The sequence below is a fragment of the Mucilaginibacter sp. genome, from assembly GCF_965225845.1.
Lineage (GTDB): Bacteria > Bacteroidota > Bacteroidia > Sphingobacteriales > Sphingobacteriaceae > Mucilaginibacter.
Window position 1 is genome coordinate 497316 of record NZ_CBDDBL010000001.1, and the last position, 26442, is coordinate 523757.

General features: G+C 41.0%; 24 protein-coding genes. 8 read left to right on the forward strand and 16 right to left on the reverse strand.

From position 1 onward, the window contains the following. Position 1 precedes the first annotated feature (1 nt). The 12 genes from zwf to ACYZ0U_RS02395 all read right to left on the reverse strand — a co-directional run bounded on the left by zwf (position 2) and on the right by ACYZ0U_RS02395 (position 13539). The gene (zwf, locus tag ACYZ0U_RS02340) at positions 2–1513 is read right to left on the reverse strand and encodes a glucose-6-phosphate dehydrogenase (protein WP_461449400.1); all 1512 of its coding nucleotides are present in this window, start codon (positions 1511–1513) and stop codon (positions 2–4) included. 30 nt (positions 1514–1543) lie between these two features. Beyond that, positions 1544–2977, reverse strand: a complete 1434-nt coding sequence (gene gndA, locus ACYZ0U_RS02345) for an NADP-dependent phosphogluconate dehydrogenase (RefSeq protein WP_461449402.1) — start codon at positions 2975–2977, stop codon at positions 1544–1546. 1 nt (position 2978) lies between these two features. Further along, a complete protein-coding gene (locus tag ACYZ0U_RS02350) occupies positions 2979–3602 on the reverse strand; it encodes an HAD family hydrolase (protein WP_461449404.1) in 624 nt (207 codons plus the stop codon). Between the two features lie 3 nt (positions 3603–3605). Continuing rightward, on the reverse strand, positions 3606–4703 hold the full coding sequence (tal, locus tag ACYZ0U_RS02355; protein ID WP_461449406.1) for a transaldolase: 1098 nt from the start codon (positions 4701–4703) through the stop codon (positions 3606–3608). Between the two features lie 97 nt (positions 4704–4800). Further along, positions 4801–5499, reverse strand: a complete 699-nt coding sequence (gene rpiA / locus ACYZ0U_RS02360; RefSeq protein WP_461449408.1) for a ribose 5-phosphate isomerase A — start codon at positions 5497–5499, stop codon at positions 4801–4803. Between the two features lie 131 nt (positions 5500–5630). Beyond that, on the reverse strand, positions 5631–7640 hold the full coding sequence (tkt, locus tag ACYZ0U_RS02365; RefSeq protein WP_461449410.1) for a transketolase: 2010 nt from the start codon (positions 7638–7640) through the stop codon (positions 5631–5633). Between the two features lie 44 nt (positions 7641–7684). Continuing rightward, a complete protein-coding gene (locus ACYZ0U_RS02370) occupies positions 7685–8431 on the reverse strand; it encodes an ROK family protein (protein WP_461449412.1) in 747 nt (248 codons plus the stop codon). 260 nt (positions 8432–8691) lie between these two features. Further along, complete coding sequence (locus ACYZ0U_RS02375) at positions 8692–8973, reverse strand: hypothetical protein (protein WP_461449414.1); 282 nt, start codon at positions 8971–8973, stop codon at positions 8692–8694. A 52-nt stretch (positions 8974–9025) separates the two neighbouring features. Then, entirely contained in the window at positions 9026–9631 is a 606-nt protein-coding gene (locus tag ACYZ0U_RS02380) for a flavodoxin family protein (RefSeq protein ID WP_461449416.1), read from the reverse strand. 109 nt (positions 9632–9740) lie between these two features. Continuing rightward, entirely contained in the window at positions 9741–10763 is a 1023-nt protein-coding gene (locus tag ACYZ0U_RS02385) for a DUF6515 family protein (RefSeq protein WP_461449418.1), read from the reverse strand. A gap of 179 nt (positions 10764–10942) precedes the next feature. Then, positions 10943–12148, reverse strand: a complete 1206-nt coding sequence (locus tag ACYZ0U_RS02390; protein ID WP_461449420.1) for a DUF1501 domain-containing protein — start codon at positions 12146–12148, stop codon at positions 10943–10945. 11 nt (positions 12149–12159) lie between these two features. Further along, positions 12160–13539: a DUF1800 domain-containing protein gene (locus tag ACYZ0U_RS02395; protein WP_461449422.1), complete on the reverse strand. Its 1380-nt coding sequence runs from the start codon at positions 13537–13539 to the stop codon at positions 12160–12162. Between the two features lie 93 nt (positions 13540–13632). Between ACYZ0U_RS02395 and ACYZ0U_RS02400 the strand changes: the two genes are divergently transcribed. The 5 genes from ACYZ0U_RS02400 (at position 13633) to ruvC (ending at position 20846) form a co-directional block, all read left to right on the forward strand. Beyond that, a complete protein-coding gene (locus ACYZ0U_RS02400; RefSeq protein ID WP_461449424.1) occupies positions 13633–15534 on the forward strand; it encodes a DUF3857 domain-containing protein in 1902 nt (633 codons plus the stop codon). A gap of 35 nt (positions 15535–15569) precedes the next feature. After that, positions 15570–17561 (forward strand): DUF3857 domain-containing protein, encoded by a 1992-nt coding sequence (locus ACYZ0U_RS02405; RefSeq protein ID WP_461449426.1) that lies wholly within the window; start codon positions 15570–15572, stop codon positions 17559–17561. A 3-nt stretch (positions 17562–17564) separates the two neighbouring features. Continuing rightward, on the forward strand, positions 17565–19496 hold the full coding sequence (locus ACYZ0U_RS02410; protein WP_461449428.1) for a DUF3857 domain-containing protein: 1932 nt from the start codon (positions 17565–17567) through the stop codon (positions 19494–19496). A 9-nt stretch (positions 19497–19505) separates the two neighbouring features. Continuing rightward, on the forward strand, positions 19506–20141 hold the full coding sequence (gene aat / locus ACYZ0U_RS02415) for a leucyl/phenylalanyl-tRNA--protein transferase (RefSeq protein ID WP_461449430.1): 636 nt from the start codon (positions 19506–19508) through the stop codon (positions 20139–20141). Between the two features lie 87 nt (positions 20142–20228). Next, positions 20229–20846: a crossover junction endodeoxyribonuclease RuvC gene (gene ruvC / locus ACYZ0U_RS02420; RefSeq protein ID WP_461449432.1), complete on the forward strand. Its 618-nt coding sequence runs from the start codon at positions 20229–20231 to the stop codon at positions 20844–20846. 10 nt (positions 20847–20856) lie between these two features. On the opposite strand, the gene ACYZ0U_RS02425 is transcribed toward ruvC, so the two are convergent. From ACYZ0U_RS02425 to ACYZ0U_RS02435, 3 genes are all read right to left on the reverse strand, one after another. Further along, positions 20857–21252: an HIT family protein gene (locus tag ACYZ0U_RS02425; protein ID WP_461449434.1), complete on the reverse strand. Its 396-nt coding sequence runs from the start codon at positions 21250–21252 to the stop codon at positions 20857–20859. Between the two features lie 87 nt (positions 21253–21339). Continuing rightward, positions 21340–21813 carry a transcription elongation factor GreA gene (greA, locus tag ACYZ0U_RS02430; RefSeq protein WP_461449436.1) on the reverse strand — a complete coding sequence of 158 codons (474 nt, stop codon included), beginning with the start codon at positions 21811–21813 and terminating at the stop codon, positions 21340–21342. A gap of 269 nt (positions 21814–22082) precedes the next feature. Beyond that, the gene (locus ACYZ0U_RS02435; protein ID WP_461449438.1) at positions 22083–23012 is read right to left on the reverse strand and encodes an NAD(P)-dependent oxidoreductase; all 930 of its coding nucleotides are present in this window, start codon (positions 23010–23012) and stop codon (positions 22083–22085) included. A gap of 117 nt (positions 23013–23129) precedes the next feature. Between ACYZ0U_RS02435 and ACYZ0U_RS02440 the strand changes: the two genes are divergently transcribed. Both ACYZ0U_RS02440 and ACYZ0U_RS02445 read left to right on the forward strand, forming a co-directional pair. Continuing rightward, positions 23130–23684 carry a hypothetical protein gene (locus ACYZ0U_RS02440; RefSeq protein WP_461449440.1) on the forward strand — a complete coding sequence of 185 codons (555 nt, stop codon included), beginning with the start codon at positions 23130–23132 and terminating at the stop codon, positions 23682–23684. Between the two features lie 63 nt (positions 23685–23747). Further along, the gene (locus ACYZ0U_RS02445) at positions 23748–24341 is read left to right on the forward strand and encodes a hypothetical protein (protein WP_461449442.1); all 594 of its coding nucleotides are present in this window, start codon (positions 23748–23750) and stop codon (positions 24339–24341) included. On the opposite strand, the gene rsmA is transcribed toward ACYZ0U_RS02445, so the two are convergent. Beyond that, the gene (rsmA, locus tag ACYZ0U_RS02450; protein ID WP_461449444.1) at positions 24342–25121 is read right to left on the reverse strand and encodes a 16S rRNA (adenine(1518)-N(6)/adenine(1519)-N(6))-dimethyltransferase RsmA; all 780 of its coding nucleotides are present in this window, start codon (positions 25119–25121) and stop codon (positions 24342–24344) included. It lies immediately after the preceding gene. A gap of 147 nt (positions 25122–25268) precedes the next feature. On the opposite strand from rsmA, the gene pdxA reads away from it, so the two are divergent. Continuing rightward, positions 25269–26324 carry a 4-hydroxythreonine-4-phosphate dehydrogenase PdxA gene (gene pdxA, locus ACYZ0U_RS02455; protein ID WP_461450002.1) on the forward strand — a complete coding sequence of 352 codons (1056 nt, stop codon included), beginning with the start codon at positions 25269–25271 and terminating at the stop codon, positions 26322–26324. Positions 26325–26442 lie beyond the last annotated feature (118 nt).

The window sequence follows — 26442 nt, forward strand, 5'->3', positions numbered from 1 at the left end:
GCTATTTTTTGTCCTTTAATGGCAACGAGAACCAGGTAAAACCATCGCGGGCTATTAATGCCTCAGCGCTTTCAGGCCCCCATGAGTTAGCTGAATAATTAGGGAAGTTCAAGCTCTTCTTGTTGGTCCAGGTGCTTAGTATCGGCATGATCAGTTCCCATGCAGCTTCTACCTGGTCGCCACGCATAAATAATGTTTGGTCGCCCAGCATGGTATCTAGCAACAAAGTTTCGTAAGCTTCAGGGGCCTGGCTGGTGTAGGTGCCTTTATAATCAAATACCATATCAACGGTATTTAAGATCATGTCCAAGCCCGGGCGTTTTGCCTGTACCTGTAAGCGGATACTCATTTCAGGCTGGATGCTGATGATCAGCCTGTTTTGTTGCCAGCTTTCAGCAGCTTCTGTAGGGAATACCTTATGTGGTACATCTTTAAACTGGATGGTAATTACTGATGATGATTGATGCAGCCTTTTACCTGTACGCAAGTAAAAAGGAATGCCTTGCCAGCGCCAATTATCTACAAAGAACTTAACGGCAGCAAAAGTTTCGGTATTTGAATCCGGGTTAACCTTTGGCTCCTGGCGGTAGCCGGTAACTTCTTTACCTTCCATCCATCCTTTGCCATATTGGCCGCGTACAGCCGAATTGCGCACATCATCCGGAGAGAATTTGCGCATAGCGTGTAATACGTCAACCTTGCGGTTGCGCAGCTCATCGGCGCTAAAATTAACCGGTGTTTCCATGGCCACCAGGCATAATAACTGCAATAAGTGATTCTGGATCATATCGCGTAAAGCGCCGGCACCATCGTAATAGTCGCCACGCTCTTCAACGCCCAATTGTTCCGTTACCGAGATCTGTACGTGCTCAATATAGTTACGGTTCCAAATCGGCTCTAAAATAGAGTTGGCAAAACGGAAAGCCATAATATTCTGAACAGTCTCTTTACCTAAGTAATGGTCTATACGGTATATCTGTTTTTCATCAAAAATACCGGCAAGTAAGGTGTTTAATTCCTTAGCGGTTTCCAAGTCGTGGCCGAAAGGTTTTTCGATTACGATACGTGTATGATCCTTATCCTCTGCCAAACCTGCCTTAGAGATGTTTGAAGAAATGATCGGGAAGAAATTTGGCGATACCGCCATGTAATAAATTACATTGGCTTTGGTTTTCCACTCCGTATTACGGGTTTCTACCTGTTTACCAAACTCTTTATAGGTTTCAGCATCGTTAATATCTGATACCTGGTAATATAAGCTTTTCGAAAACTCATCCCATTTTTTTTTGTCGGCTTTACCACTGCGCGAAAATTGGTTGATGTCATCTAATAATTTCTTTTTGAAATCATCATCAGAAAGCTTGGTACGGCCGGTACCAATAATGGCAAACTGTTTTGGCAGCCAATTATCCAAAAACAGGTTGTAAAGTGCAGGGGCGAGCTTGCGCGCGCTTAAATCACCCGTACCTCCAAAAATGATAAATATTGTAGGTTGATTTTTAGTTGATTCCATGATAATATGTCTTTCTATCGGCTAATTTAATTAATGATCGCTTTTGGGTACCCATTGCGTATGGAAAACGCCCTCTTTGCCAACCAGTTCATAAGTATGCGCGCCAAAATAATCGCGTTGTGCCTGTGTTAAGTTTGATGGCATGCGGCCTGTACGGAAGTTATCAAAATAGCTTAACGAAGCAGCATAAGAAGGAACAGCGATACCCGCGGTAATTGCTGAAGAGATCACTTTTCTTGTACCCGGGATTGCAGCGCTTACCAGTTTTTCAACGCCTGCATCTAATAACAGGTGAGATAGTTTTGAATCGCCTTTGTAAGCGTTGTAAATATCGTTCAGGAACGTTGAACGGATGATACAACCACCACGCCAGATCTTCGCTATCTCATCTAAATGCAAATCATAGCTATATTCTTTAGATGCGTTTGACAACATGAACATACCTTGCGCGTACGTGATAACCATGCTAAAGTAATAGGCCTGTTCCAATGCTTCTAAAAACTCATCGGTATTGCCAACTTCTAATTTAGGCGGAGTTTGGCTGTATACTTTAGCTGCTTCTAAGCGCATTTCTTTGTATTTAGAAAGATCGCGCATAGATACCGCGGTATCAATACTCGGTATAGGTGCCTGCAGGTCCATAGCCACTTGTGATGTCCATTTACCGGTACCTTTTGCCTTAGCTTCATCTTTAATATCATCTAACAAAAGATGGTCTGTTCCTGGAGCTTTATAGTTGAAGATATCTTTTGTGATCTCCAAAAGAAATGAACTTAAACGGCCTTCGTTCCATTTAGTGAATACATTTTTAATGGCTTCGTTATCCAGGTTCAAACCGGTTTTAAGCACCTCGTAAGTTTCAGCAATTAATTGCATAATTCCGTACTCAATACCATTGTGAACCATTTTAACGAAGTGACCTGATGCGCCGGGGCCAATGTATGTAACACATGGAGCGCCATCAACTTTAGCAGCGATAGATTCCAATATAGGTTTCATTACATTGTAGGCATCCCTGTCGCCGCCCGGCATCATGCTCGGGCCGCGGCGCGCGCCTTCTTCACCACCTGAAATACCCATACCAAAGAAATGGAAACCTTTTGCTTCCAGTTCATCCACACGGCGGTTGGTATCCGTAAAGTGCGAGTTACCCCCATCTATTAAAATATCGCCTTTATCAAGCAACGGCAATAGTTCTGCAATCACGTCGTCCACAATTTTACCGGCCGGAACCAGCATCATTATAGCGCGTGGGCTTTTAAGGCTTTTTACAAAGGGTTGAACATCGCTAAACCCTTTCAGGTTTTTATGGGTGCTTTCCTGCTCTAATAATTGGCCTTTCGAGGCGTCTTTATCAAAACCAGCACCTTTAACGCCATGGTCGCCCATGTTTAATAGCAAGTTACGGCCCATAGTACCAAGGCCTATCATGCCAAAATCGTATTTATCTGTTGTGTCGCTCATTTTATTTGCGGTTTTCGTTTTTTAAATCTTCCAGTATTTTTTTAGTGGTCTCGAAGTCGGTATGCTGATACGCGCGCATGCCCAGTTTTTTGGCAGCAAGCGCAAACATTTTACGGTCATCAAAATATACACTCTCTTGCGGCTGGGCCATTGCTATGCCCATTGCCAGTTTAAAAATCGCGGGATCGGGTTTGCGGATGCCTACCTCGCACGAAGAAACAAAGGCATCAAATACATCGTGCAGTTTGAATTTCTTGATGCGGTAATCATTCAGTTCCTTACCCTCATTATTGATGGCGATGATCCTGAAACCACAATCCTTTTTCCATTCCTTTAACCAGGCCAGCATGTTCGGCAACTCAACCGATTGCTCAAACATGAAGTTTTTGAAATCCTCACGTGTAAAATCGCGCGGGTGGTTAAAAACTACGGTATCCAGGTATTCATCAAGGTCAACTCCTGCAGCTTCATACACATTAAAAATAAAGGTATGCAGCTCTTTCATTTCGTTGTAATCCAACCCGAACTTACGCGCGGCCTCTTCGCGTGACTCATGCCCCCAGCCATTGGTAAGGAGGATGCCCCCGATGTCAAAAAACAAAAATTTTACAGCTAATGTTTCCATTATCTATTTCTTGTTTTTTTGATCCTCAATTGCCTGCAATAATTTTTCGAAAGGCTTATTAAATTTATCAATACCCTCATCTTCTAATTGCTGGGTGATCTTGTCAATATCGATACCGGCTTTTTTCAACCTGTCTAAAGTTTCAGTTGCTTTGTCTAAACCTTGCTCCAAAGTATCAGCAGCAACACCATGGTCAGCAAATGCTTCAATAGTTTCCAAAGGAACGGTATCGACAGTATCTTTACCGATCAACGCCTCAACGTATTTGGTATCTTTAAATGCAGGGTTTTTGCTGCTGGTACTTGCCCAAAGCAACCGCTGTGGTTTTGCGCCTTGTGCTTCCAGTTTTTTCCAACGCTCGCTGGTAAATACTTCTTTATAAATTTCGTATGCTTTTTTTGCTGACGCGATAGCAACTTCACCTTTTAAATCGCCTAAGCCTTTTTCGTCAAGCATCGGGTCAACCAAAACATCAATACGGCTTAAGAAAAAGCTTGCTACCGATGATATGTGGCCGATCTTGTGTCCTGCTGCCAAGTGATCTTCCAAGCCTGAAATGTAGGCATCGGTTACCGCGCGGTAACGGTCTAAACCAAATAATAAAGTAACGTTGATGTTGATGCCTTTACCAATTGACTGGCGGATAGCTGCTAAACCGGGTTGTGTACCCGGGATTTTGATCATTACGTTTTTGCGGTCAACTTCTTTCCAAAGCTTTTCTGCCTGGGCAGCGGTTTCTTCTGTTTTCAATGCTAAGAACGGAGAAACCTCTAAGCTTACATAACCATCAGCGCCTACAACGCCTTCGTTATATACACCTTCAAATAATGCCGCGGCATTTTGAATGTCTTTTATAGCTAATTTAAAGAACAATTCTTCATTATCCGAAGTCGTTTTTGCTAACTCAACAATGTCCTTATCATAATCAGATCCGCTGGTGATCGCTTTTTCGAAGATCGCCGGGTTAGAGGTTACACCTCTGATGCCTTCTTCGTCAATCAGTTTTTTCAATTTGCCTGACGCGATGATCTCGCGGTCAATAAAATCCAGCCAGATGCTTTGACCGAAGCTGTGTATTTGTTTTACTTTATTAGTTGCCATTGTGAGTATATTTATTAATTAATTAGTGCTTTTTTGTGTATTTATCGTCAATAAGCGTACCACCTATTGAAGTGTTCTCTATGTGAATGTCACAATTCTATGCTATCACTATCTCAACATCGTAATTTATAAACAGGCCGCTTTCAATCACGCCAGTTATGGCACTAATGTCGCGCTCCATACTTTTCCCTATCTCCTCAAAACGGGCATCCAGTATCAGGTTGCCGTTTTCAGTTATTACCGGCCCATCTTTACCTTTTGCCGGCCTGAGCAACAATTCTGTTGTACCGAGCTTTTTTAGCTCTTCTTCCACATGCAATAAAGCCGGCGGGAAGATCTCGATAGGTACAGGAAAATTAGTCCCAAGCTTTTTTACGATCTTGCTGTTATCAACAATAATATAATTTTTAGGGCTTGAGCTGATGAGTAGTTTTTCCTTGAACATGGCACCGCCGCGGCCTTTAATTAAACTATTATCAGGATCAACTTCATCGGCACCGTCAAAAAGCCAGTCGGGTTTGTATTCGTAAAGGGTAGTTAACGGGATGCCGAGCTTGGCGCAAAAGAGCGAAATTTCAATGGATGTTGGGATGGCTTTAACTTGCAAACCTTCTTCTTTTATCCGTTTAGCAATAGCCAATAAAGCCACATAAACGGTTGAACCAGAACCAACGCCCAAAATATCACCATCTTTTACCCGGGTAGCAATCTCATTGGCAACCTTTTGTTTTCCTTCAAGGTTGATGATGACTCCAGACCATTCGAGGTTTTTAAGTATGTCGCTTTGCCAATTCATTGTTTATAGATTTGAGACGTGAGATAGGAGATTTGAGAAGGAAGATTAGTTTACCTCAAATCTTTAAATGAGATAGAGATATAAGTATTGAAAAAATTCTCAATACTCATATCTCCAATCTCACATCTGTATTATAATATCGCTTTCGCTCTTTTAACTACATTATCAACTGTAAAGCCGAAGTGTTTGTATAAGTCTTCCGCAGGTGCAGATTCACCGAAAGTTTCCATGCCTAACATATCACCTTCGTCGGTAGTGTATTTGCTCCAGCCCATTGGCGATGCCATTTCAACTGCTAAACGTTTACGGTATGCTTTAGGGAATACCGACTCTTTGTAAGCAGCATCCTGTTTTTCAAATAATTCCCATGATGGCATGCTTACCACGCGGGTTGAAATACCTTCTGCTTCAAGCTTAGCCTGTGCTTCCATGATTAAAGCAACTTCAGAACCTGTTGCCATTAAGATCAGATCAGGGTTTTTGCTGGCTTCAGATAATACATAAGCGCCTTTTGCCAGGTTTGATGCTTTACCGTATTTATCCTGGTCAAGGATCGGTAAGCCCTGGCGGGTGAATACCAATACAACCGGGCCATCTTTATGGGTAACGGCTAATTTCCATGCCTCAACAGTTTCGTTTGCATCTGCAGGACGGATCACGGTGATGCGCGGGATAACACGTAACGCGGCTAATTGCTCAACCGGCTGGTGTGTAGTACCATCTTCGCCTAAGCCAATACTATCATGTGTGTACACGAAGATCGGGCTTATTTTCATAATGGATGCCAAACGGATCGGCGGGCGCATGTATTCAGAGAACATGAGAAATGTTGCGCCGAAAGGAATAACACCCGCTGTTAATGACATACCTACCATTGCTGAACCCATGGCATGTTCGCGGATACCAAAGTGAAAGTTACGGCCTGCCCTGTTTTCAGAGGTGAATGAATCGAAATTCTTTAAGTTAGTTTCAGTTGACGGCGCTAAATCAGCAGCACCACCTATTAAGTAAGGGATATTTGCAGCAAGGGCATTTAATGCTTTACCAGATGCAACACGGGTTGCTACTTTAGGGTCAGAAGCTTTAAATACCGGCATGTTAGCATCCCAGCCTTTAGGTAATTCGCCTTTAACGGCGGTTTCATATTCTTCAGCCAATTCAGGGAATTGCGCTTTATAGTCCGCGAATAATTTATTCCATTTCGCTTCGGTTTCTTCACCTCTCGCGCCAACTTTTTTGTAGTATTCTGCTACGTCAGTCGGTACGTCAAATGATTTATTAGGATCAAAACCAAAAAATTCTTTAACCAGTTTCACCTCGTCAGCACCAAGTGGGGCGCCGTGTGAACCTGCAGTACCTGATTTATTCGGGCTACCATAAGCGATCAACGAACGCACACGTATCAACGATGGTTTTTGTGCCTCAGCTTTAGCGTTGGTGATGGCTAATTCTATCGCATGTACATCATTGGCATCAGCAACTTCCTGCACATGCCAGCCGTATGCGCGGAAACGCTCGCTTACATCCTCGTTGAAGGTAATATCGGTAGCACCCTCGATAGAGATGTGGTTGTCATCATACAAATAAATAATGTTGCCTAACTCCAGATGGCCTGCTAATGAAGCTGCTTCAGAAGTAACCCCTTCCATCATATCACCATCGCTGCATATAGCGTAGATATGGTAATTGAAGATCTCAAAACCTGGTTTATTATAACGGGATGCTAAGTGTTTTTGCGCAATAGCAAAACCTACGCCGTTAGCAAAACCCTGGCCCAACGGACCGGTTGTAACATCGATACCCGGGCACAAGCCGTATTCAGGGTGGCCTGCCGTTTTGCTATTTAACTGGCGGAAGTTTTTAAGGTCGTCCATGGTTACATCGTAACCGGTTAAATGCAGGTAGCTATATTGTAATACGCAGGCATGGCCGCATGACAGGATGAACCTGTCGCGGTTTGCCCAATGCGGGTTTTTAGGGTTATAGTTTAATGTTTCTTTCCAAAGTACGTGGCCAATTGGCGAAAGCGCCATAGCCGTACCAGGGTGGCCTGAATTAGCCTTTTGAACCATGTCGGCAGCCAAAATACGAACGGTATTTATGCCTTTTTCTTCGATCTCCGGGATTGTTATCGTGTCCATTTTTAAAAAAATATAGTAGTGTAAATTTTAGGTGCCTGTAAGTTTTATGCTGAAGGGTTGGCTGTTTGGGTTTCATGCTCCACCGTCCACAATCTCGATCCGCCTTTAATGCCGTCTTCGTTGGTAACCAATTTCATGTTATCATCCAGTTTAAAAGTCAGCTTATCTGCATTACCGCCACCTATGTATAAAGTGTCGTAATTGAATACTGTTTTTAAAACTTTAAAAACTTTTTCCATGCGCTCGTTCCATTTTTTCTTGCCCTCTTTCTCTAATGCCTTTTCGCCAATGTATTCATCATAGGTTTGGGCTTTTTTTGATATTGGGTGATGTGCAACTTCCAGGTGCGGCAGTAAATGGCCATTCATCAGCAACGCTGTACCGAAACCTGTGCCCAGGGTAAGTACCATTTCAAAACCTTTTCCGCTTACTACGCCGAGGCCCTGCATGTCAGCATCGTTTACCACTTTGGTAGGCTTACCTAATTCCTGTGAAAGTTTTTCAGCAAAATCAACATCAGCCCAATCCTCGGTACCTAAGTTAGGTGCGGTTTTAATAACGCCGTCACGAACATAACCGGGAAAACCAACAGATATATGATCGAACTCAGGAAATGCGCTAACCAGTTTTTTTATGGCGATAATAACATTTGCCGGGTTGGCCGGTACCGGGGTTACTACTTTTTCATACCCTCTTTGCAGTTCGCCTTTAGTATTAAGGATTGTTGCTTTGATGTGGGATCCGCCAATATCAATAGATAGGATGTTTGCTAAGGAAGAAGTGTTTTTCATTAGAACAGGTTGATCAGGATTATTAGGAAGATGTGATCAGATAAATCAAATATCACATTTTTAATAATAAATCATGTTATTAAAATATTATTTTACTGCCACAGGCAAATAAACAATATATGAATAACAATAGGGTTATAATTGTTTGTTAACAATAAGTTTGCACAGGTTTTTTACAAAGGAATTGCAAAAACACGGACACAGATCAGTTATGTGCTGGCGAAAATAAAAATAATGCTTGTATTTGGTACATTTAATATTTAAAACTTGAGGTTGGTTTTTACCCAGTTTTGTACTTCTTCCTGCGCATGGATCTCAATTGGGAGTTGATCATGAATCAGTTTTTCAATTTTATTGCCGGTATTGGCAAAGCGGTAATCCCAAAGGATCATTAAGCGGTTGATGAGATAAACCATTTCGTTACCTTCCTCTTTATCAAAAATAGTTGCATCAGGTTTGCCGTATACATGCGGATCGTTATGCGGGTAAGCGCTCCATTTGTAATCGGAATAATGCAAATTTCTTTTTGAGAACAGGATCATAAATAACGAATTTCTCTAAAGATACCTATAATAAACGGGTTTAAATTTATTATTACTTCATGGGCGGTATCGGGTGAGCTTTCAATGCCTTTGCCACTGCTACAATATTAGCCGCTGCTGCTTTACCAGTTTCTGACGACCAATCTTTCCTAAAATCTGATTTGAGATATGACTTCCCCGGTCCCGGCCCATTATTCCAGTACGTATAACTTTGAGGGGCGATGGTAAAGCCTACATCCATTAGCGCACTTGCCATCTCGGTTACTACGTGGCGGGCGCCATCTTCCTCACCGGTTACTACAAAGCCGGCTACTTTATTAAAGGTAACCGGTTGCCCATGCTCGTTAACTGCCGAGTATAAACCATTGATCCTTTCCAAAACTTTCATGGCGATGCTGGAGAGCGTGCCAACCCAGGTTGGGCTTGCCAATATCAAGATGTCTGATGCTAAAAGTTCTTCCAAAATCGCAGGCCAGCCATCACCATCGCCCTGGCTGGCAGATTTTATACCCGTCATCACGTTGCGGTCGGCTATGCGGATAAGCGTAGTTTTTACGCCAAGTCTCTCCATTTCTTTGATCACGATGTTGGCCAGCGCTTCGGTATTTGATTCCTGCGGGGATGGTTTTAGCGTGCAATTTAATACCAGTGCTTTCATATAGATGGTTTTCAAACATCAACCCGGCAAGGGCATTTTTTGTTTAGCCATTAATGCAAAAAGGCGATACTGTTAAGCATCGCCTTTAAAATATTGTTTAATCAAGTAATTAGTTAGTTGTTTGATCTGGCTGATCCTGGTCATTATCGGCAGGCAAACCTACAATAATGTAGCTTGTATTGCCATTTGCATCAACCTGGGGTTTGTAATAAATACCGTCAGGAGATAAATACAAACGTGAACCGTTAACGGTGATCTTCCTGCAATTTGGAGGTAACTGAGCAACGACATCACCGATTTGCGGTGCAGGAGGAGCATTGTCAGCTGAAGCGTCAGCAGTATTTAATTCTCCATCTTTACCGGCAACCTGGTAGCTTAATGTGCCGTCATCTTTAGTGATCGGGATATAGTATATACCATCAGCCTCATAATATTGCTGTCCGTTGATCACGATTGATTGTGCGTCCGAAGGTAAAGTTTTTACTTCAGCGCCAACAGGTGGCTCAACAACAGTATATTGGTCGTTATCATATTGATAAAATAAACCGCCGCTATAAAAATATTGGTAATCACCGTAATAAAATGGATAATAACCGTAAGGCAACACGCCTATACTAAAACCAAGCCTCGGCGCATAATAGGATGCGTAGTACCCATGATTATAATGATAATAGTTATTGCCATGCGCTGTAAAACCTGCATGCACGCTTACCCCGCCGGAGAAGCCACCGGTATGATTATGCCCATAATATGAACCTGAACCGTTATATGAACGACTGGTTTGCACCGCAGCGCCGGTTTGTGTACGCGTAAAGCCTGCAGAGGTGTGAGCGCCATTATTGTAATTGTTATTTGTTCTTTGCTGCGTTATCCCGGTTGTTCTTGGTGGTGTATTCTGGCGGTTAAAATTATTATTGTGCTGATAGCTGTTATTATTGCTGCGCTGGGCGCCACCCGAATAGCTTGCACGTGGTGTAAACGAAGGGCTACTATGTGGTGCGCTGCTTGCTGCCGGCCTTGAACCGCCACCACCGCCATTATTATTATGTTGTGCAGTAGCAGGCAGGCTTAAGCATAAGCTTACCATAGCGGTTACAAACGCATATGATAATGATTTGATTGTTGTTTTCATGATGAATAAGATTTATATAAAACTCCGGCTATATTATACGCAGGTATAAATACAGACAGACAAGTATAAGAATAGTTTAACGTATTATAAAGCGGCTATAATTGTTACACAATATAAGCAATTTGCATAACAAATAGCGGGATAATTTTACAAAACGCTATCATCATGATGTTTATTGTTTATATAAACTGTAAGCCGGCAAAGTTTTTATTGAGTACCAGGCTGTTGTTTACATTAAGCCATTTATCGAGCAGGGTTGCATATACATCTCTAAAGTCAATTTGGTATTTAAGGTCGCCGTTATCAAGTGCTGTTAAATCCGGGGCGGAATTATAAATGCCTGCTTTTTTTAGCTTGCCACCGTATATCATGATGTTATTAGCGGTACCGTGATCTGTGCCATTGCTGGCATTTTGCTCAACCCTGCGGCCAAATTCAGAGAAGGTCATCACCAAAGTATCATCCAACTTATTGGTTTGTTTCAGGTCCTTTATAAAAGCAGCCACACCATCCGCATAGGTCTTTAATTGCCTGCCCTGTTGTTCCTGTTGCCCAACATGTGTATCAAAACCGCTAAGCGATACATAATATACCCTAGTTTTCAAACCCGAGTTTATAAATTTTGACACGGTTTTTAACTGGTTGCCAAAAGGTGTAGATGGATAGTTCGCGGTTACGTTATAAGTTTTAGAAGTGTTTTGTATATAATCTGCCGATGAGTAGGTTTCGATCATGGTTTTATACAAATAGCCTAAATTATCCTCGTTTAAATGTTCAGAATTTTGATTGTTGATCAGGTCTTTAAAAAACGGTTCGCGTGTTGTTTGAAACAATTTTTCGGGGTTTTGTACGGCGATGGCTTTCATCCTGGCGCCTTTCATTGCAAGTGATAAAGTATCATCAACCTCTATCGCAGTATATGGGCTTTGACTTTTGTTTGTTTGACAATTAGAGTCAAGATACCGGCCAATCCAGCCTGTTGTTAAAAATTGGTTGGCATCGCTGCCGGTTTGCCAGATATCCATCGACCTGAAATGTGAGCGGTCAGGATTTGGATAGCCAACAGCGTTTATAATGCTCATCCAGCCCTGGTCGTAAATTTCTTTTAGTGCAGCCATGTTTGGGTTAAGCCCCTGCATATCATCCAGGCCAATAACATCGGGTTGTTTTATGCCGATTACGCTTCGTTTCTGATAATAAATATCATTTCGAAAAGGTATAATAGTATTTAAGCCATCGTTGCCACCCGATAGCTGAATAATAACCAGGTTTTTATAACCGCTAAGCCCGCTCATGGCCATAGCTTCAAGCGGTTTTAAAAATGCAGGCACCATAAACGCGCCGGATGCCAGTGCTGTGTTTCTTAAAAAATCCCTTCTCTTCATGATCCTGTATTTTAGTAAAGCTGGTATTCCGGGGTTGATGCCAGTTCAACCAACATTGTTTTTAAATCATTTCCCCCCGCAACTGTATTTTGTATTGTATTGTTTAAAGCAGGTTCTAATAAAAAATCAGCAATATCAATTTTCGACATATCTTTCGGTATACCGCTGTAAACCTTTTCCCAGTCGGCGGTAGCTTGCAAACGTGTATCAACATTATGTTGCTGGTTACGAACGGTTGCTAAAAAAGCTTCATCCTCAGGATCGGATTTGCCGGTAAAATCAATCAACCCCTGATTCAAAACAACAGAAGCTATTTTAAGGCGATACATAAGCGATGAGCTGTCTATCCAGTTCCTGCCGCCCGGCCAGCCTGCCACATTCGGCGGGTAAAACAAAACCTGGCCCAGGGCACGCTGAAACAACAGCAATACCTCCGGCTTTTGATAGTTGATGTAAAATTGCCTGTTCAAGCCCACAATAAAATCAACAGGCGATTTAATAAGGTTGCCCGTATTTTTATCATCATAAAACCAATCGGCATTAAAAACAAATTCCAACAGCGGCTTTATTTCATAATCGGCATTAAAAAACACCTCTGCCATCGCATCAATATGGGTTTGGTCAGGCGTTTCGTTAACCAGGTATTTATACAATTTAGTGCTTATAAAACGCGCTGTTTGTTTTTGCGAAAGAATGATATCTATAATGTCCTCACCCCTAAAATTACCCGTTTTGCCCATGAATATTTTAACACCGTCATCATGCAAAAAGGGGCGCATTTTAAAATTGCCATCCCTGTCAAAACTCCAGCCGGTAAAAGCCCTTGCCGATTCTTTCACATCCTGCTCGGTGTAGTTGCCGCGGCCAATGGTAAAAAGCTCCATCAGTTCGCGGGCAAAATTTTCGTTCGGGTGCCCCTTATGGTTTTGTTGATTATTTAAAAACAACAACATGGCAGGCGATTGTGATACTTGCACAAGCATGGTGCGGAAATTACCGAGCGCGTTTATACGCTGAATATTATTTAACTGCTGTATGTAAACAGCCTTATTATTGCGGCAGGCGAAATGATTACTCCAAAAAAGGGTCATCTTTTCGCGCAGTACAGCATCGGTAGTGCTCATTTGGCTTATCCAGCCAATGTTCAGGTTTTTCTCCTGCTGGCGCTCCATCTGGAAAAACATTTTTTTTGTTGCAGCATCGGCTTTTGCCGCCATCATTTCATCAACGCTTTGCGTAACAATAGCTAATGATCCATCCTGCCCGTTATTATTAAACAATTCTCTTACCGCGTTATTTAACGAAGTGTTTTTATACTTCTTTAAATCTTCAAAGCGCATCCCGAAGCCGGCCCTTGAGAATAAATGCTTTATATGTTTTACATCCTTCATAGCTTTTGGTTCGACATGGCGGTTTTCAATTGGTTTAATATTAATGTTTTAATTAATAATTTTTAATATTTTAGTTGCGATTAAACCTTAACAATGACCAGGTACTTTTTACTGCCAATACTGTTACTTTTTACTTTACCGGGCAAAGCGCAGACTTTAAAATCATTTACTAATGAGGTTAAACCCTACGGGAGCGTTGATACCAGCGAGCTTTTGATGAAAGAATGCAGTTTTGAAAAAGACGCAAACGCCATGGTGCTTTTTGATAAAGCCGATATAACTATTGACTGGAGCGGGGCAGTGGTGTTTGTAAGGCATAAAAGGGTTAAGATATTTAACGATAAGGGCAAGGATGAGGCAAATGTTGATCTGCAATATTTTGATAAGGTTACAGATGTTTCGGCTGAAACAGTTAATTTAACGCAAGGAAAAATTGAATATACTCAAGTAGATCCGAAACTTATATATCAAAGAAAAGTAAATAAAACCTTTAAAAACCTAACGCTTGCTTTTCCGGATGTACGTGCGGGTTCTGTTATTGAAATACAATATACCTGGAAGTTAAATTCACTTTTGTCTATTCCGCCATGGTTATTCCAATCCAATATACCTATCGGTTATTCAGCAATCAGTGTTGAAATTCATGTGGTTGATAGAATAAAACTTGAAACACTTGTTAAACAACCACTTGCAGTAGATACAGTGTTTACTATAAAAAATGGTAATGGGACAATGGCATTATTGGCATTAAAAAATGTCCGTTCATATGCTATTGAACCACACATGACGCCCGGATATGCTAACATTCAACGCGTAAACTTCAGATCTAAAATAAATTGGTGGGACAAAATAGGCCTAGAATTAAGAGGAGATAGGGATTTTGGTGGTCAGCTTTTGTTTCCTCTTAAAAACGAAAAGGCAATTATTAAAAAAGTTGATTCTATCAAAAGCAGAGACGATAAGGTAAATTTCATTTTTACGCTTGTAAAAGATAGTATGACGTTTAATAATATAAACCGGGTTTATGTTGATGATCCGGCGCAAGAGGCATGGGTTAACAGAAAAGGGAGCTCAACGGAAATAAACATGATATTATGCAGGCTGCTGCAACGGGCAGGGGTAGAAGCATACCCAATGTTGGTAAGTACACCCGATTATGGTGTTGCTGACCCGACTGCGGAAAGCTTATTGGAGTTTAATAAATGTGTGGTAATGATCCCATTAGATTCCGCTCGATACTATGTTCTTGATGCAAGCAATAAACATAACGTGTATAACAGGATCCCGTTGGAGTTGCTTAATACTGTCGGTTTTATCACCATATATAAAAATCTTAGTTATGGCATGGTATATCTAAAGGATAATACTAATCTATCCCAACAGCTGATCACGGTAAAAGCCAATATTTTAGCTGACGGAAAAATAAATGGAACCGTAGATGTGGCCGGGAATAATTATAACAGGGATATCAATTTAAAAGATTACCAAAAACTTGGAAAGACTGATTATATAAAAGAGCTTACGGGTGGGGATAATAATTTAAAAATTTCGGATTTAACTCTGGATAATATGGAAGTTGACTCTGTTCCGTTAGAGCAACATTTTAAGTTTAATCTTAATTCGCCATCTTCCGATGAAAGCTACATCTACTTTAATCCTTATATGTTTACGCTCGAATCAAATCCTTTCATAAGTGATAAGAGATACAATGATATTGATTTTACATATAACAACACTTACACAATAACCGGCACCTACACCATCCCGCAAGGGTATAAGGTAGAGTCGCTTCCTCAAAATCAATCTTTGTCGCTTGCAGATAAAAGCATGAATATTAAAAGACTGTTTCAGGAAAATAATGGATTAATAGAAGTACGCTACGTTATATCGCGGAAAAAGCAGTTTTACGCCAAGAAAGATTATGAAGGAGTGCATAATTTTTATAAAAAGATGTACGAAATGTTAAACGAGCAAATAGTATTGAAAAAAAGCTGATAATCATTATATTAGAACCAGTTAAACCTCACACAATGAATAAAATTTTTACTGCAATAACTCTATGTGCACTTAGCTTAACAGTATATGCACAACAAGTGCCGCAAACACAAGAAGTACTCCCAAAAGACGCTGAGTTTGGAAAGATTGACCAGGCCGACCTGGAAATGAAATCCTGTGATTTTGAAAAAGATGCCAACGCCGAAGTATTGATCAATACAGGAGACCAATATTTTGACCAAAACCTGAATGTTGTTGTAGAGATACATCGAAGAATCAAAATATTTAATGATAATGGAAAAAGCACGGCTGACATTATTATCCCGTTTGACGGTGGCGACCATTCGGAATATATAACTGGTTTACAGGCTGAAACCATAAATTTAGTTGATGGTAAAGTAGAAATTACCAAGCTGGATAAAAAGCAGGTATTTATAAAGAGCATAGATAAAATACAATCACAAATGATCTTCAGCTTTCCAAACGTAAAGCCGGGATCAGTTATTGAATACAAATATGCATGGAACGGCCAGGATTATGGTTATATACCTGCCTGGTATTACCAGGAAAATATTCCGGTAAGGTATTCCGAACTTAAAACAAGCATTCCTGATTTGTTTGAGTTTTCAACCCATACAAGGGGGGCATTGCCGCTGGCAACTTATAAAACATCATTAACAAATGGCAGCTTCGGAACCGGGCAGGATGCCATTACTTTTAATAACAACTGCACCGATAGGGTAGTATACAACATACCTTCTTTAAACGAAGAGCCTTATATGACCTCGACGACCGATAACCTGTCTTCGCTATCGTTTGTCTTAATGAGAATTAAACCTATAAACGGTTTTGTAAAAAGCCGTGCAGACACCTGGAGTAAAGTTGCCGGGGTGCTTATAGATGACGAAGATTTTGGGCACCAGCTTAAACGAAAATTAACTAACGAAGATGCTATAATAAATCAGGCAAAAACATTAAAAACGGATGATGCAAAAATAGCCTACATTTTTAATACGGTAAAAAATACCATGAAATGGAATGACATTGATCATTGGTATACCATTAACGGAACAAGCAGCGCATGGGATGTTAAAACAGGTACCGCAACAGAAATTAATCTGATCCTTTGCCATCTGCTCAAAAAATCCGGCATTACTGCTTACCCTATGGTTGTTAGTACCCGTGATAATGGCAAGATAAACAGGATGTTTACCTATTTAGGGCAGTTTAACCGGGCCGTAGTATACGTTCCGGTTGATAGTACAAAAAATTATATTCTCGATGCTTCTAATAAGTATAATATGTATAATGTAACACCATACAATCTGCTTAATTCAGAAGGTTTATATATTGACGCGGATAACCATCAATTTGATTTTGCTTATATAACCCAGCAAAAACCGGTAAGAAAATCAATATATATAAATGCGGAAATAAAGCCCGACGGTAAAATGGACGGAATGGCGCAAATAAGCTGCCTTAGCTATAACCGCATTGATGACATAAATGGATACAATACAAACGGAGAAAAAAAATTTATTGAAAAGCTGCGCGATGATGATAACAATTTAAAAATCTCGGAGCTTAAAATGCAAAACATGGATGTTGACTCATTGCCCCTGGTTCAGGATATTAAATTTAATTTAGACCTGGCCGGCTCTGACGATAATTATATTTACGTTAATGCTAACCTGTTTAGCTCGTTATATAAAAACCCCTTTTTGAGTGATAAGCGCAGTAGTAATATCGATTTTGGCTACCCTTACAATTTAACCATAAACGGCGTGTTTAAAGAACCGGCGGGCTATAAAGTTGATGCGCTTCCTAAAAGCGTGAGTATGACTATGCCCGATAAAGGCATAACTTTTAAAAGAATAGTAGGTGAGCAGGACGGAAGTATTATTGTACGCTATGTTATCATGTACAATAAAAGTGTGTTTTTAAAAGAAGATTACGACAATTTTCATGAATTTTTTAAGCAGCTGTTCCAAATGTTAAATGAACCAATCGCGTTAAAAAAATCTTAGGCTATGCAAAAATATTTTACCAGTATAATAATTTCAACAGTATTTATCTTATTTTTTATCAATACAAATGCCCGTAGCCAGGATGTGCCTAAAGATCTGTATATCGCCGCCGGAATCCCGGATTCATTAAAAGAGGATGCGAATTCTGTAGTAAGGTATTCTATGCAGGATGAAGCGGTAAAAGGACCAAATGATGTTGTATATAAATACCACTCCGTTGTAACTATTCTAAATGATAAGGCTGATAATGAAGCCGCTATTAGCTTACCATATAACAGGAAATATTCATCCATAAACAGTTTCGAAATGATAATTTATGATGAAACAGGAAAAATGATCAAAAAATATCATAAAAGCGATATGTATGATCATGCTGTTCTTGATGACGAAACACTGGTATCTGACGATAGGGCAATGAGTATTAGGCATACTATTGCAAATTATCCTGAAACGGTTGAAATGATATACGAAATAGATGAAAGCAGTTTAATGGGTATAGGTGCATGGGAAATTGAGGGAGAACAGCAATCTGTTCAAAACGAATATTGCCATGTTTCAATTAGTGGCGATGCCGGTTTCAGGTATCTTAATAAGAACACGAATATCAAACCACAAAAAACTACCGATGATAAAACAGATAACTACAAGTGGCAGGTATCTAACCTAAAAGCCATAAAAATAGAAGATGGAGCAGAGGGGTGGCGCGTATATCCTGAAGTAGAATTTGGCATGAATAAGTTTATATGTTATGGTTTTCCGGGCGATTTTACATCCTGGCAAAGTTTCGGCAAATGGATTTATAATTTGAATAAAGACGTTTGCACCTTGAATCCTACCCGTGCGGCCGAAATAAGAAAAATGACGGATACGATTAAGTCGGATAAAGACAAGGCTAAATTTTTATATCAATATATGCAACAAAGTATGCGTTATGTTGCTGTAAGCTTAGGTATTGGCGGGCTTAAGCCGTTTTCTGCAGATTTTGTAGATCAAAAAAAATATGGCGACTGTAAGGCATTAGCTAATTATATGTATGCCTTATTAAATGCTGTAAACATAAAATCATATTGGGCAATAATCTATAGGGGCACAAACGCATCGCCAGCGAATGTTGATTTTCCGGTTTATGATTTTAATCACGAAATATTGTGCATCCCTTTTAAAAATGACACCACCTGGCTGGAATGTACAGGGAGCACCCAGCCATTTGGCAAATTAGACCTGAGTACCCAAAATCGTAACGCATTATTGATCACAGAAGACGGTGGCAAATTAATTAATACGCCCTTAAGCAATGCGGATGAAAATCAATTTAACAGTGAAGTGCATTTAGCGATTGATTCTGACGGTAGCGCTAAAGCCCAGGTAAAAATTTTGAGTACGGGGTCATACCGGGATGATTATATTGAACTTTCGTATCAAAAAACAGATGATCAAAAAGAGTTTTTAATGCGCGCGTTGAATATCAAACAACCCTCGGTATTTGATTTTAAACAAGGTAAAGATGAAAACGGTGTAAAGGAGGTTAACTTACATTTGGAGTATGATAAGTTTTGTGATATTATGGCCGGGAATAAGCAGTTTTACAAAGCAAGGGTTTTTGATTTGTGTGCATTTACTGTACCCATATTAGATAAACGTAATAGCGATTACTATTATGAATCTCCCATTAAAAAAACATGTGTTACCACTATTGACCTTCCGGCAAATTATGAGATTGAAACTTTACCTGCAAATCAAAACTTAAAGTTTACCTACGGTAATTATGAGGTAAGCTATGTTTATAATGCCGCTAAAAATCAGATAATCAGCACAGCTAAATTTATTATTGCCAACCAGGTAATACCTGCCGCAAAATATGCCGAAATGCAGCAATACCTGGATGCTGTTGCCAAAGCGCAAAATAAAAAGCTGGTAATACGCCGTAAGGCGTAAATTTGCCGGATGATCTTCAGGCTTGATGAACGGTTGATATTTCCTGATCCTGCACTTGCAGAGCCGGATGGTTTGCTGGCAATTGACGGCGACCTATCAACCGGGCGTTTATTGCTGGCTTATCAAAATGGCATATTTCCATGGTATAGCGATGACTCGCCTATCTTATGGTTTTCGCCCCATGAGCGCTTTGTGCTTTACCCGGATGAGTTGAAGGTATCCAAAAGTATGCGACAGATATTGCGTTTGGGTAAGTTTATCATCACCCAAAACCAATGTTTTGCAGATGTGATTGAAGCCTGCTCACAAGTTGAGCGCGAAGGGCAGGATGGTACCTGGATAACTTATGATATGAAGGCCGCGTACTGCCAACTGCATCAATCGGGCAATGCTCATTCCATCGAAGTTTGGGAGCAAGGTCATTTGGTTGGCGGATGTTATGGCGTGCAGGTTGGAAATGTTTTTTGCGGCGAGAGTATGTTCAGTAAGGTGAGTAATGCTTCTAAAACAGCGCTAATCTGGCTTTGCCAGTCAGGCATATATAAATTGATAGACTGTCAGGTGCATACCGAGCACCTCGAATCTATGGGCGCGCGTATGATCCCCCGTGAAGAATATATGAATAGGCTGCGCGATAATGCCTGAGGAAACTTTAACTTTATAGCATCATTTCTAACCCTTGTCATTCTGAGCAAAGCGAAGAATGACAAGTTGGAGAGTGACAAAAACGATATGCAGCAATCCATTCAAAAAGAACGTATTATTTTAGGCATCGACCCCGGAACGGCGGTAATGGGTTATGGGCTGGTTAAAGAGGTGGGATCAAAAATTGAACTTATCAGCCTGGGTATTATCAAAATGGATAACCTGGATGATCACATGCTGAAGCTTCAACGCATATTTGAAAAAACTGTTGGTTTAATTGATAATTACAAACCCGATTGCCTGTCGATCGAGGCCCCATTCTACGGGAAAAATATTCAGGTGATGCTAAAGCTTGGAAGGGCGCAGGGTGTGGTAATGGCGGCAGCGTTATCACGCAATATCGAGATAACCGAGTATGCGCCCCGTAAAATAAAACAATCCATCACCGGCAACGGAAACGCCACCAAAGAGCAGGTTGCATCCATGCTGAAAACCTTACTAAACTTTACAGAAACACCTGAATTTTTAGATGCAACGGATGGTTTAGCGGTAGCCGTTTGCCATTCGTTCCAAAAAATTAATGTAAGTAAACCGGCCGGCAGTAAAACAAACAGCAATGGCAGTAAGAAATCCTATTCGGGCTGGGAAACTTTTGTAAAGGATAATACCGGTAGGGTTGCAGGTATAGGGAAGGCTAAAAAATGACGGTGTTAGATTAATTTTTCAAAGCAACCCTGATCTTCTCCGCCGTCGCAGCTAATTCTTCAGAAGTAAAACTCAATTTAGGCCTCGCGAAATTCATATCATCAACCCTGTTCATCGGGATTAAATGGATATGCGCATGCGGCACCTCAAGGCCGATAACAGCCACGCCAACCTTTTTACAAGGAATGGCCTTTTTTAAGCCCGTTGCTACTATCTTGGCGAAAAGCTGTAACCCGGTATAGGTTTCATCATCCAGGTCAAATATGTAATCAACCTCTTGTTTTGGGATAACCAGCACATGGCCCTCAGCAAGCGGACTAATATCCAGAAAAGCCAAAAACTCAATACTCTCAGCTACAACGTGTGCAGGTATTTCGCCTGAAATTATTTTTGAAAAGATGCTCATGGGTTGGTTGATTAAGTTTATTAAGTTGATTAAGTGAAGGTATGAAGAGAAAAGAACTCAATCATCCATTCACCCAACCAACATTTACTATCTCGTAATTTCTAATATCTCGAACTCCATTTTACCGGCAGGCACCATGATCTCGGTTTTATCGCCTACTTTTTTGCCTAATAAGCCTTTGGCAATTGGCGATGCTACAGAAATTTTGCCAGTTTTCAGATCAGCCTCTGTTTCCGAAACTAACTGGTAGCTCATAGTAGCGCCATTTTTAACGTTCTTTATTTTTACGATTGATAGCGCTAAAACTTTTGATGTATCAATTTTCGACTCATCCAATAAGCGGGCATTGGCCACAGCTTCCTGCATTTGCGCTATTTTAGCTTCATGCAGACCTTGTGCTTCTTTAGCGGCATCGTATTCCGCGTTTTCTGAAAGGTCGCCTTTATCACGGGCCTCGGCTATCTGTTTTGATATATTAGACCGGCCGGTTGTTTTTAAATACTGTAATTCTTCCTTTAATTTTTCTAAACCTTCCTTGGTATAGTATGATACCTCTGCCATAACGCACGTATTTATTTTAAACTTTTAATTTATAATGGTCACCAAAAAAAACCGCCCTTCCGTTTGCAGAAGGACGCAGCTACCTTAAAAACAAACAAGACCATATGGGCTATCGCCTACATAGTCTTGCTTTTGTGTAAAACGAAGATAAGTGATTTAAATTTTAATATCCAAATTTTTATGGCGAAGCCATAAAAATTAGTGATCGGAGCTTAGTTAATTAGTGATTAGTTTTCTTTGGATGGCAGCTATTCTCTAAGCTCAAGACTCTAATAATTAAGATGCGCCAGCTTCGCCGCCATTACTTCGCTTATCTTTCTATAGGAATCAAAAGTCCATCCTGCAATATGTGGGGTAAGCAATACCTTGCCGGATTGCTTTAATTCATCAAACCACTCCTGTTCTGCTAACGATGGAAATTTCTCAACCTCCAATACATCCAATCCCGCGCCTAAAATTTTGCCTGATTTAATGGCATTAAGCACCGCCCCAACTTTGGCGGTTTTGCCGCGTGAGATATTCAAAAAGAAGATCGGCTTTTTAAAGTGGAAGAAATATTCCTCGTTGATAAAGCCATCAGTTTCCTTGGTTAGCGGCACGTGGATGCTCAACACATTACTATGTTTCACAATTTCCTCCATGCTTACCTCGCGGGCAAACTCATCGCTGAAACCGGTTTTATATTTATCATACGCGATCACATTCACCCCAAAGCCCGAAAGCTTTTTAGCGAAGCTACTACCCATAAAACCATAACCAATAATTCCTACGGTTTTGCCTTTCAGCTCATAGCCGCGGTTGCCTTCCCGGTCCCAAATGCCATCGCGGATCTGCATATCAGCATTGCGGAAATTGTTCATCAGCGATAAAAGCATCCCGACAGCATGCTCGCCAACCGCATCCATATTACCTTCGGGCGCATTGATCAGGAAAAGGTTTTTCTCCGCGGCATACACTTCGTCGATATTATCCATCCCGGCACCGGCGCGACAAACAAAGCGTAACTGTGTACCCAAGTCGATCACCTTGCGGTCGATATTAAATTTAGAGCGGATCACAATACCCTCGTACTGGCCAATGATCTCCATGGCCTCATCAACTTTTATAGTCGGGCGATAATCGCAGGTGTAGCCGAAGCCTTCAGCCTGTTCCATAAAAATCGGGTGTATATCATCAACAATAAGAATGTTCTTTTTCATATCAATTACAAACATAATAATTTGCTGATAAAGCCCTTGGGTGTACTGAGTGAGTGAAGGTGATAATATTCATAAACCTAACACCGTTTTATTTGTTAAATAATAAATACTAAGATTATGCAACCGCTAAAAAATATAACAGCCAACATAAAAGAATACGCCAAAAGCCTGTCGGAAGATGGCTTTCACCATATATTTAACCATATCGACCAGTTTAAGATCAAGGAAGGTGTAGACAGGCTTGGCCTGGACAAATTCATCGACCAATGTGCTTACCTGGCAGCGGGCTCAGGTGTAATATCCGGCAGTGGTGGTTTGTTTACCATGGTTATCGGCATCCCGCTGGATTTTATGAACCTGATCACCCAGCAATTCAGGGTTACGATGGCCATTATGTACCACAACAGGGGTACCTACAATATTGATTTTAACGAATTTATGAGCTTAGTTGCCGCTTCGCTTAAAGTAGAAGCCAGCGTTGCCATCACCAAAACCATGATGGAAAGTGTAGCCGAAAAAATGCTGATGATATTCGGCACAAGAACTGCCGAGCGTTTGATCCCGGTAGTTGGCGCAGCAATTGGTGGAACTACTAATTATCTATTCATTAGGCGTATGGCCAAAATGGTGAAGAAAATGCAATTGGAACCTGCCGTGGTGCAGGTGTTTTAAACTATGCATAATTTGTAACTCTGGGTTTATAGTCTTACTTTTCCGTTGATTATGGAAAAGGGAATGACTGTTAAAGAAGCGCTTATCGGTTTTTACAAATTTAACAGTTTAAATCTTGCGCAGGATTTTGAATCGCATTGTGTAAGGGTATACATTGGATGTATTTTGGCACCAGTGCCTAATATAAATGCGCGAAAAAAATATCTGAAGTTTCACGATCTCCATCATATTATGTCCGGCTACGGTATTGACAGAATAGGTGAAAGTGAAATTAGCGCCTGGGAATTAGGCTCAAGAAGCTGCCGTAAGCCGCTTATTTCGATTATGAATTTGTTTGCGCTTTCAACAGGATTTATACTTAGTCCAGCTAAAGTGATCGATGCTTTTCATCTCGGATGCAGAAGTAAAAATCTTTATTATATGTCAGATGGGATAGCAGAGGAAGATATCGATGCACTTGATATCAGCGAGATGAAATCAACGCACATGGCAATTAAACCGGTAGTAAAATATAAATGGGTAAGAAATATGGAGTTTAGCGGCTACATATTCGGCTCAATGATTATTCATATAATTATGCTGGTAGCAGGCAAAATGTTACTGACGGCAGAAAAGGTCAAAAATAGGTTAACAAAACCAGGTACCATTCAGCAATAATTACCTGTTTGTAGTAATCAAATTCGTCAGCTTTACAAAATCTGCTACGGTCAATCTCTCTGCACGCAGATCCAGCAAAGGTTCCTCTGTCATTTTTTCTTTGTTGATGAGCGATGATACCGCGTTGCGCAACGTTTTGCGGCGTTGGTTAAAGCCCGCTTTTACTACCTGCCAAAAGAGTTTTTCATCGCAACCTAACTCGGCGGTTTCGTTGCGGCTTAAGCGGATAACCGCTGATAACACCTTCGGAGGCGGGTTAAATACGCCCGCTTTTACGGTGAACAGGTATTCCACTTTATAATAAGCTTGCAGGAAAACACTCAAAATACCATACTCCTTGCTCCCCGCTTTGGAGGCACAGCGTTCGGCTACTTCCTTTTGAAACATGCCTACAACCTCAACAACTTGAGCGCGGTTGTCCAGTACTTTAAATAATATTTGCGAGGAGATATTGTATGGGAAATTACCGATAATGCCTAATGGTCCGGTAAAATATGCAGCGAAGTCCATGTCCAAAAAATCGGCATTTAGCAGCTTGCTGCCCAGTTGCGGGTATTTCTTTTGCAGAAACTGGTACGATTCCGTATCAATATCGATCAGGTAGGTTTCGTACTCGGTTTTTTGCAGCAGGAAGTCGGATAAAACGCCCATGCCGGGGCCAACTTCCAACACTTGCGTATATTTATCAGCAGGGCGCAGGCTCTCCACTATCTTGGCCGCAATGTTTTTGTCAGTTAAAAAATGCTGACCCAGATGTTTTTTTGCCCTTACCAAACTCATTATAAACGATTATTTAAGCAAATTAAATCATAATTTGCGCTTTATTAAGGAACAAATCTTTTTATTTGCGTATTAAGCGTAAGCACAATTATAATCTTACCTGAAAAAATCGGTGAAATCACCAATAAATCAGTGTAATCAATATATATCATGGAAAAATTAAAGATAGGGATCAGTATTGGCGATGTTAACGGAATAGGTTTAGAGATCATCATCAAAACCCTGGTCGACAGCAAATTATTCGATTACTTTACCCCCATAGTTTACGGGCATACCAAAGTAGCATCATTCTACCGCCGTGCAAGCGAGGTTAACGAACTTAATTTTAACGTGATCCCGCATGCTTCGCAGGCAATGCCTAAACGAGCCAATATGATCAATTGCTGGAATGAAGATGTGAAGATAGAGCCTGGGGTTTATAATAAGGAAGTCGGCAAATATGCATTTATGTCGCTTGAGCGTGCTACGAACGACTTGCTTGCAGGTGATATAGATGCATTAGTTACGGCGCCGATCAATAAAGATACCATCCAAAGCGAAGAATTTAACTTCCCGGGCCATACCGAATACTTGCAGTTCCGCGCTAATGCAGCTGATTCACTGATGTTTTTGGTGAGCGATACCTTGCGTGTGGGCGTAGTTACCGGGCATATCCCGATCTCGAAAGTTGCCGAAAGTATCACTTCGGAAAAGATCCTGTCCAAATTGCGTTTGATGAACGAGAGTTTAAAAACCGACTTCTGGATCCGTAAACCAAAGATAGCGGTGCTTGGGCTTAATCCACATGCCAGCGATAATGGCCTGATAGGCAATGAAGAAGCATTTGTAATCACCCCGGCTATCGAAGAAGCCCGCTCGAATGATATCCTGGCAATGGGCCCATACGCTGCCGACGGCTTTTTTGCCAACGGCACCTATCTGCAATTTGACGCGGTTTTAGCTATGTACCATGACCAGGGCCTGATCCCGTTCAAGCAGATCGCTTTTGAATCCGGGGTTAACTTTACGGCCGGTTTGAGCTTCGTGCGCACCTCGCCAGATCACGGTACCGCTTTTGATATCGCCGGGAAGAACCAGGCATCGGAGGTGTCGTTCCGTGAGGCCTTGTTTGCTGCCGCGCATATTGTAAAGCACCGCCGCGAAACCGCCGTACTTAACGAAAATACGCTGGCCTTTACCAAGCTTAGCCGAGACAGGGACTAACCGTTCGGCTGTCCACAAGACAAATGAGACAAGTGGGACATTTGGTACAATTTAGCCCCAAAAAGTATCAAAAAACAGCCATTTTAACATTGTTTTTAGCATGTTTTTCGCTCAAAAA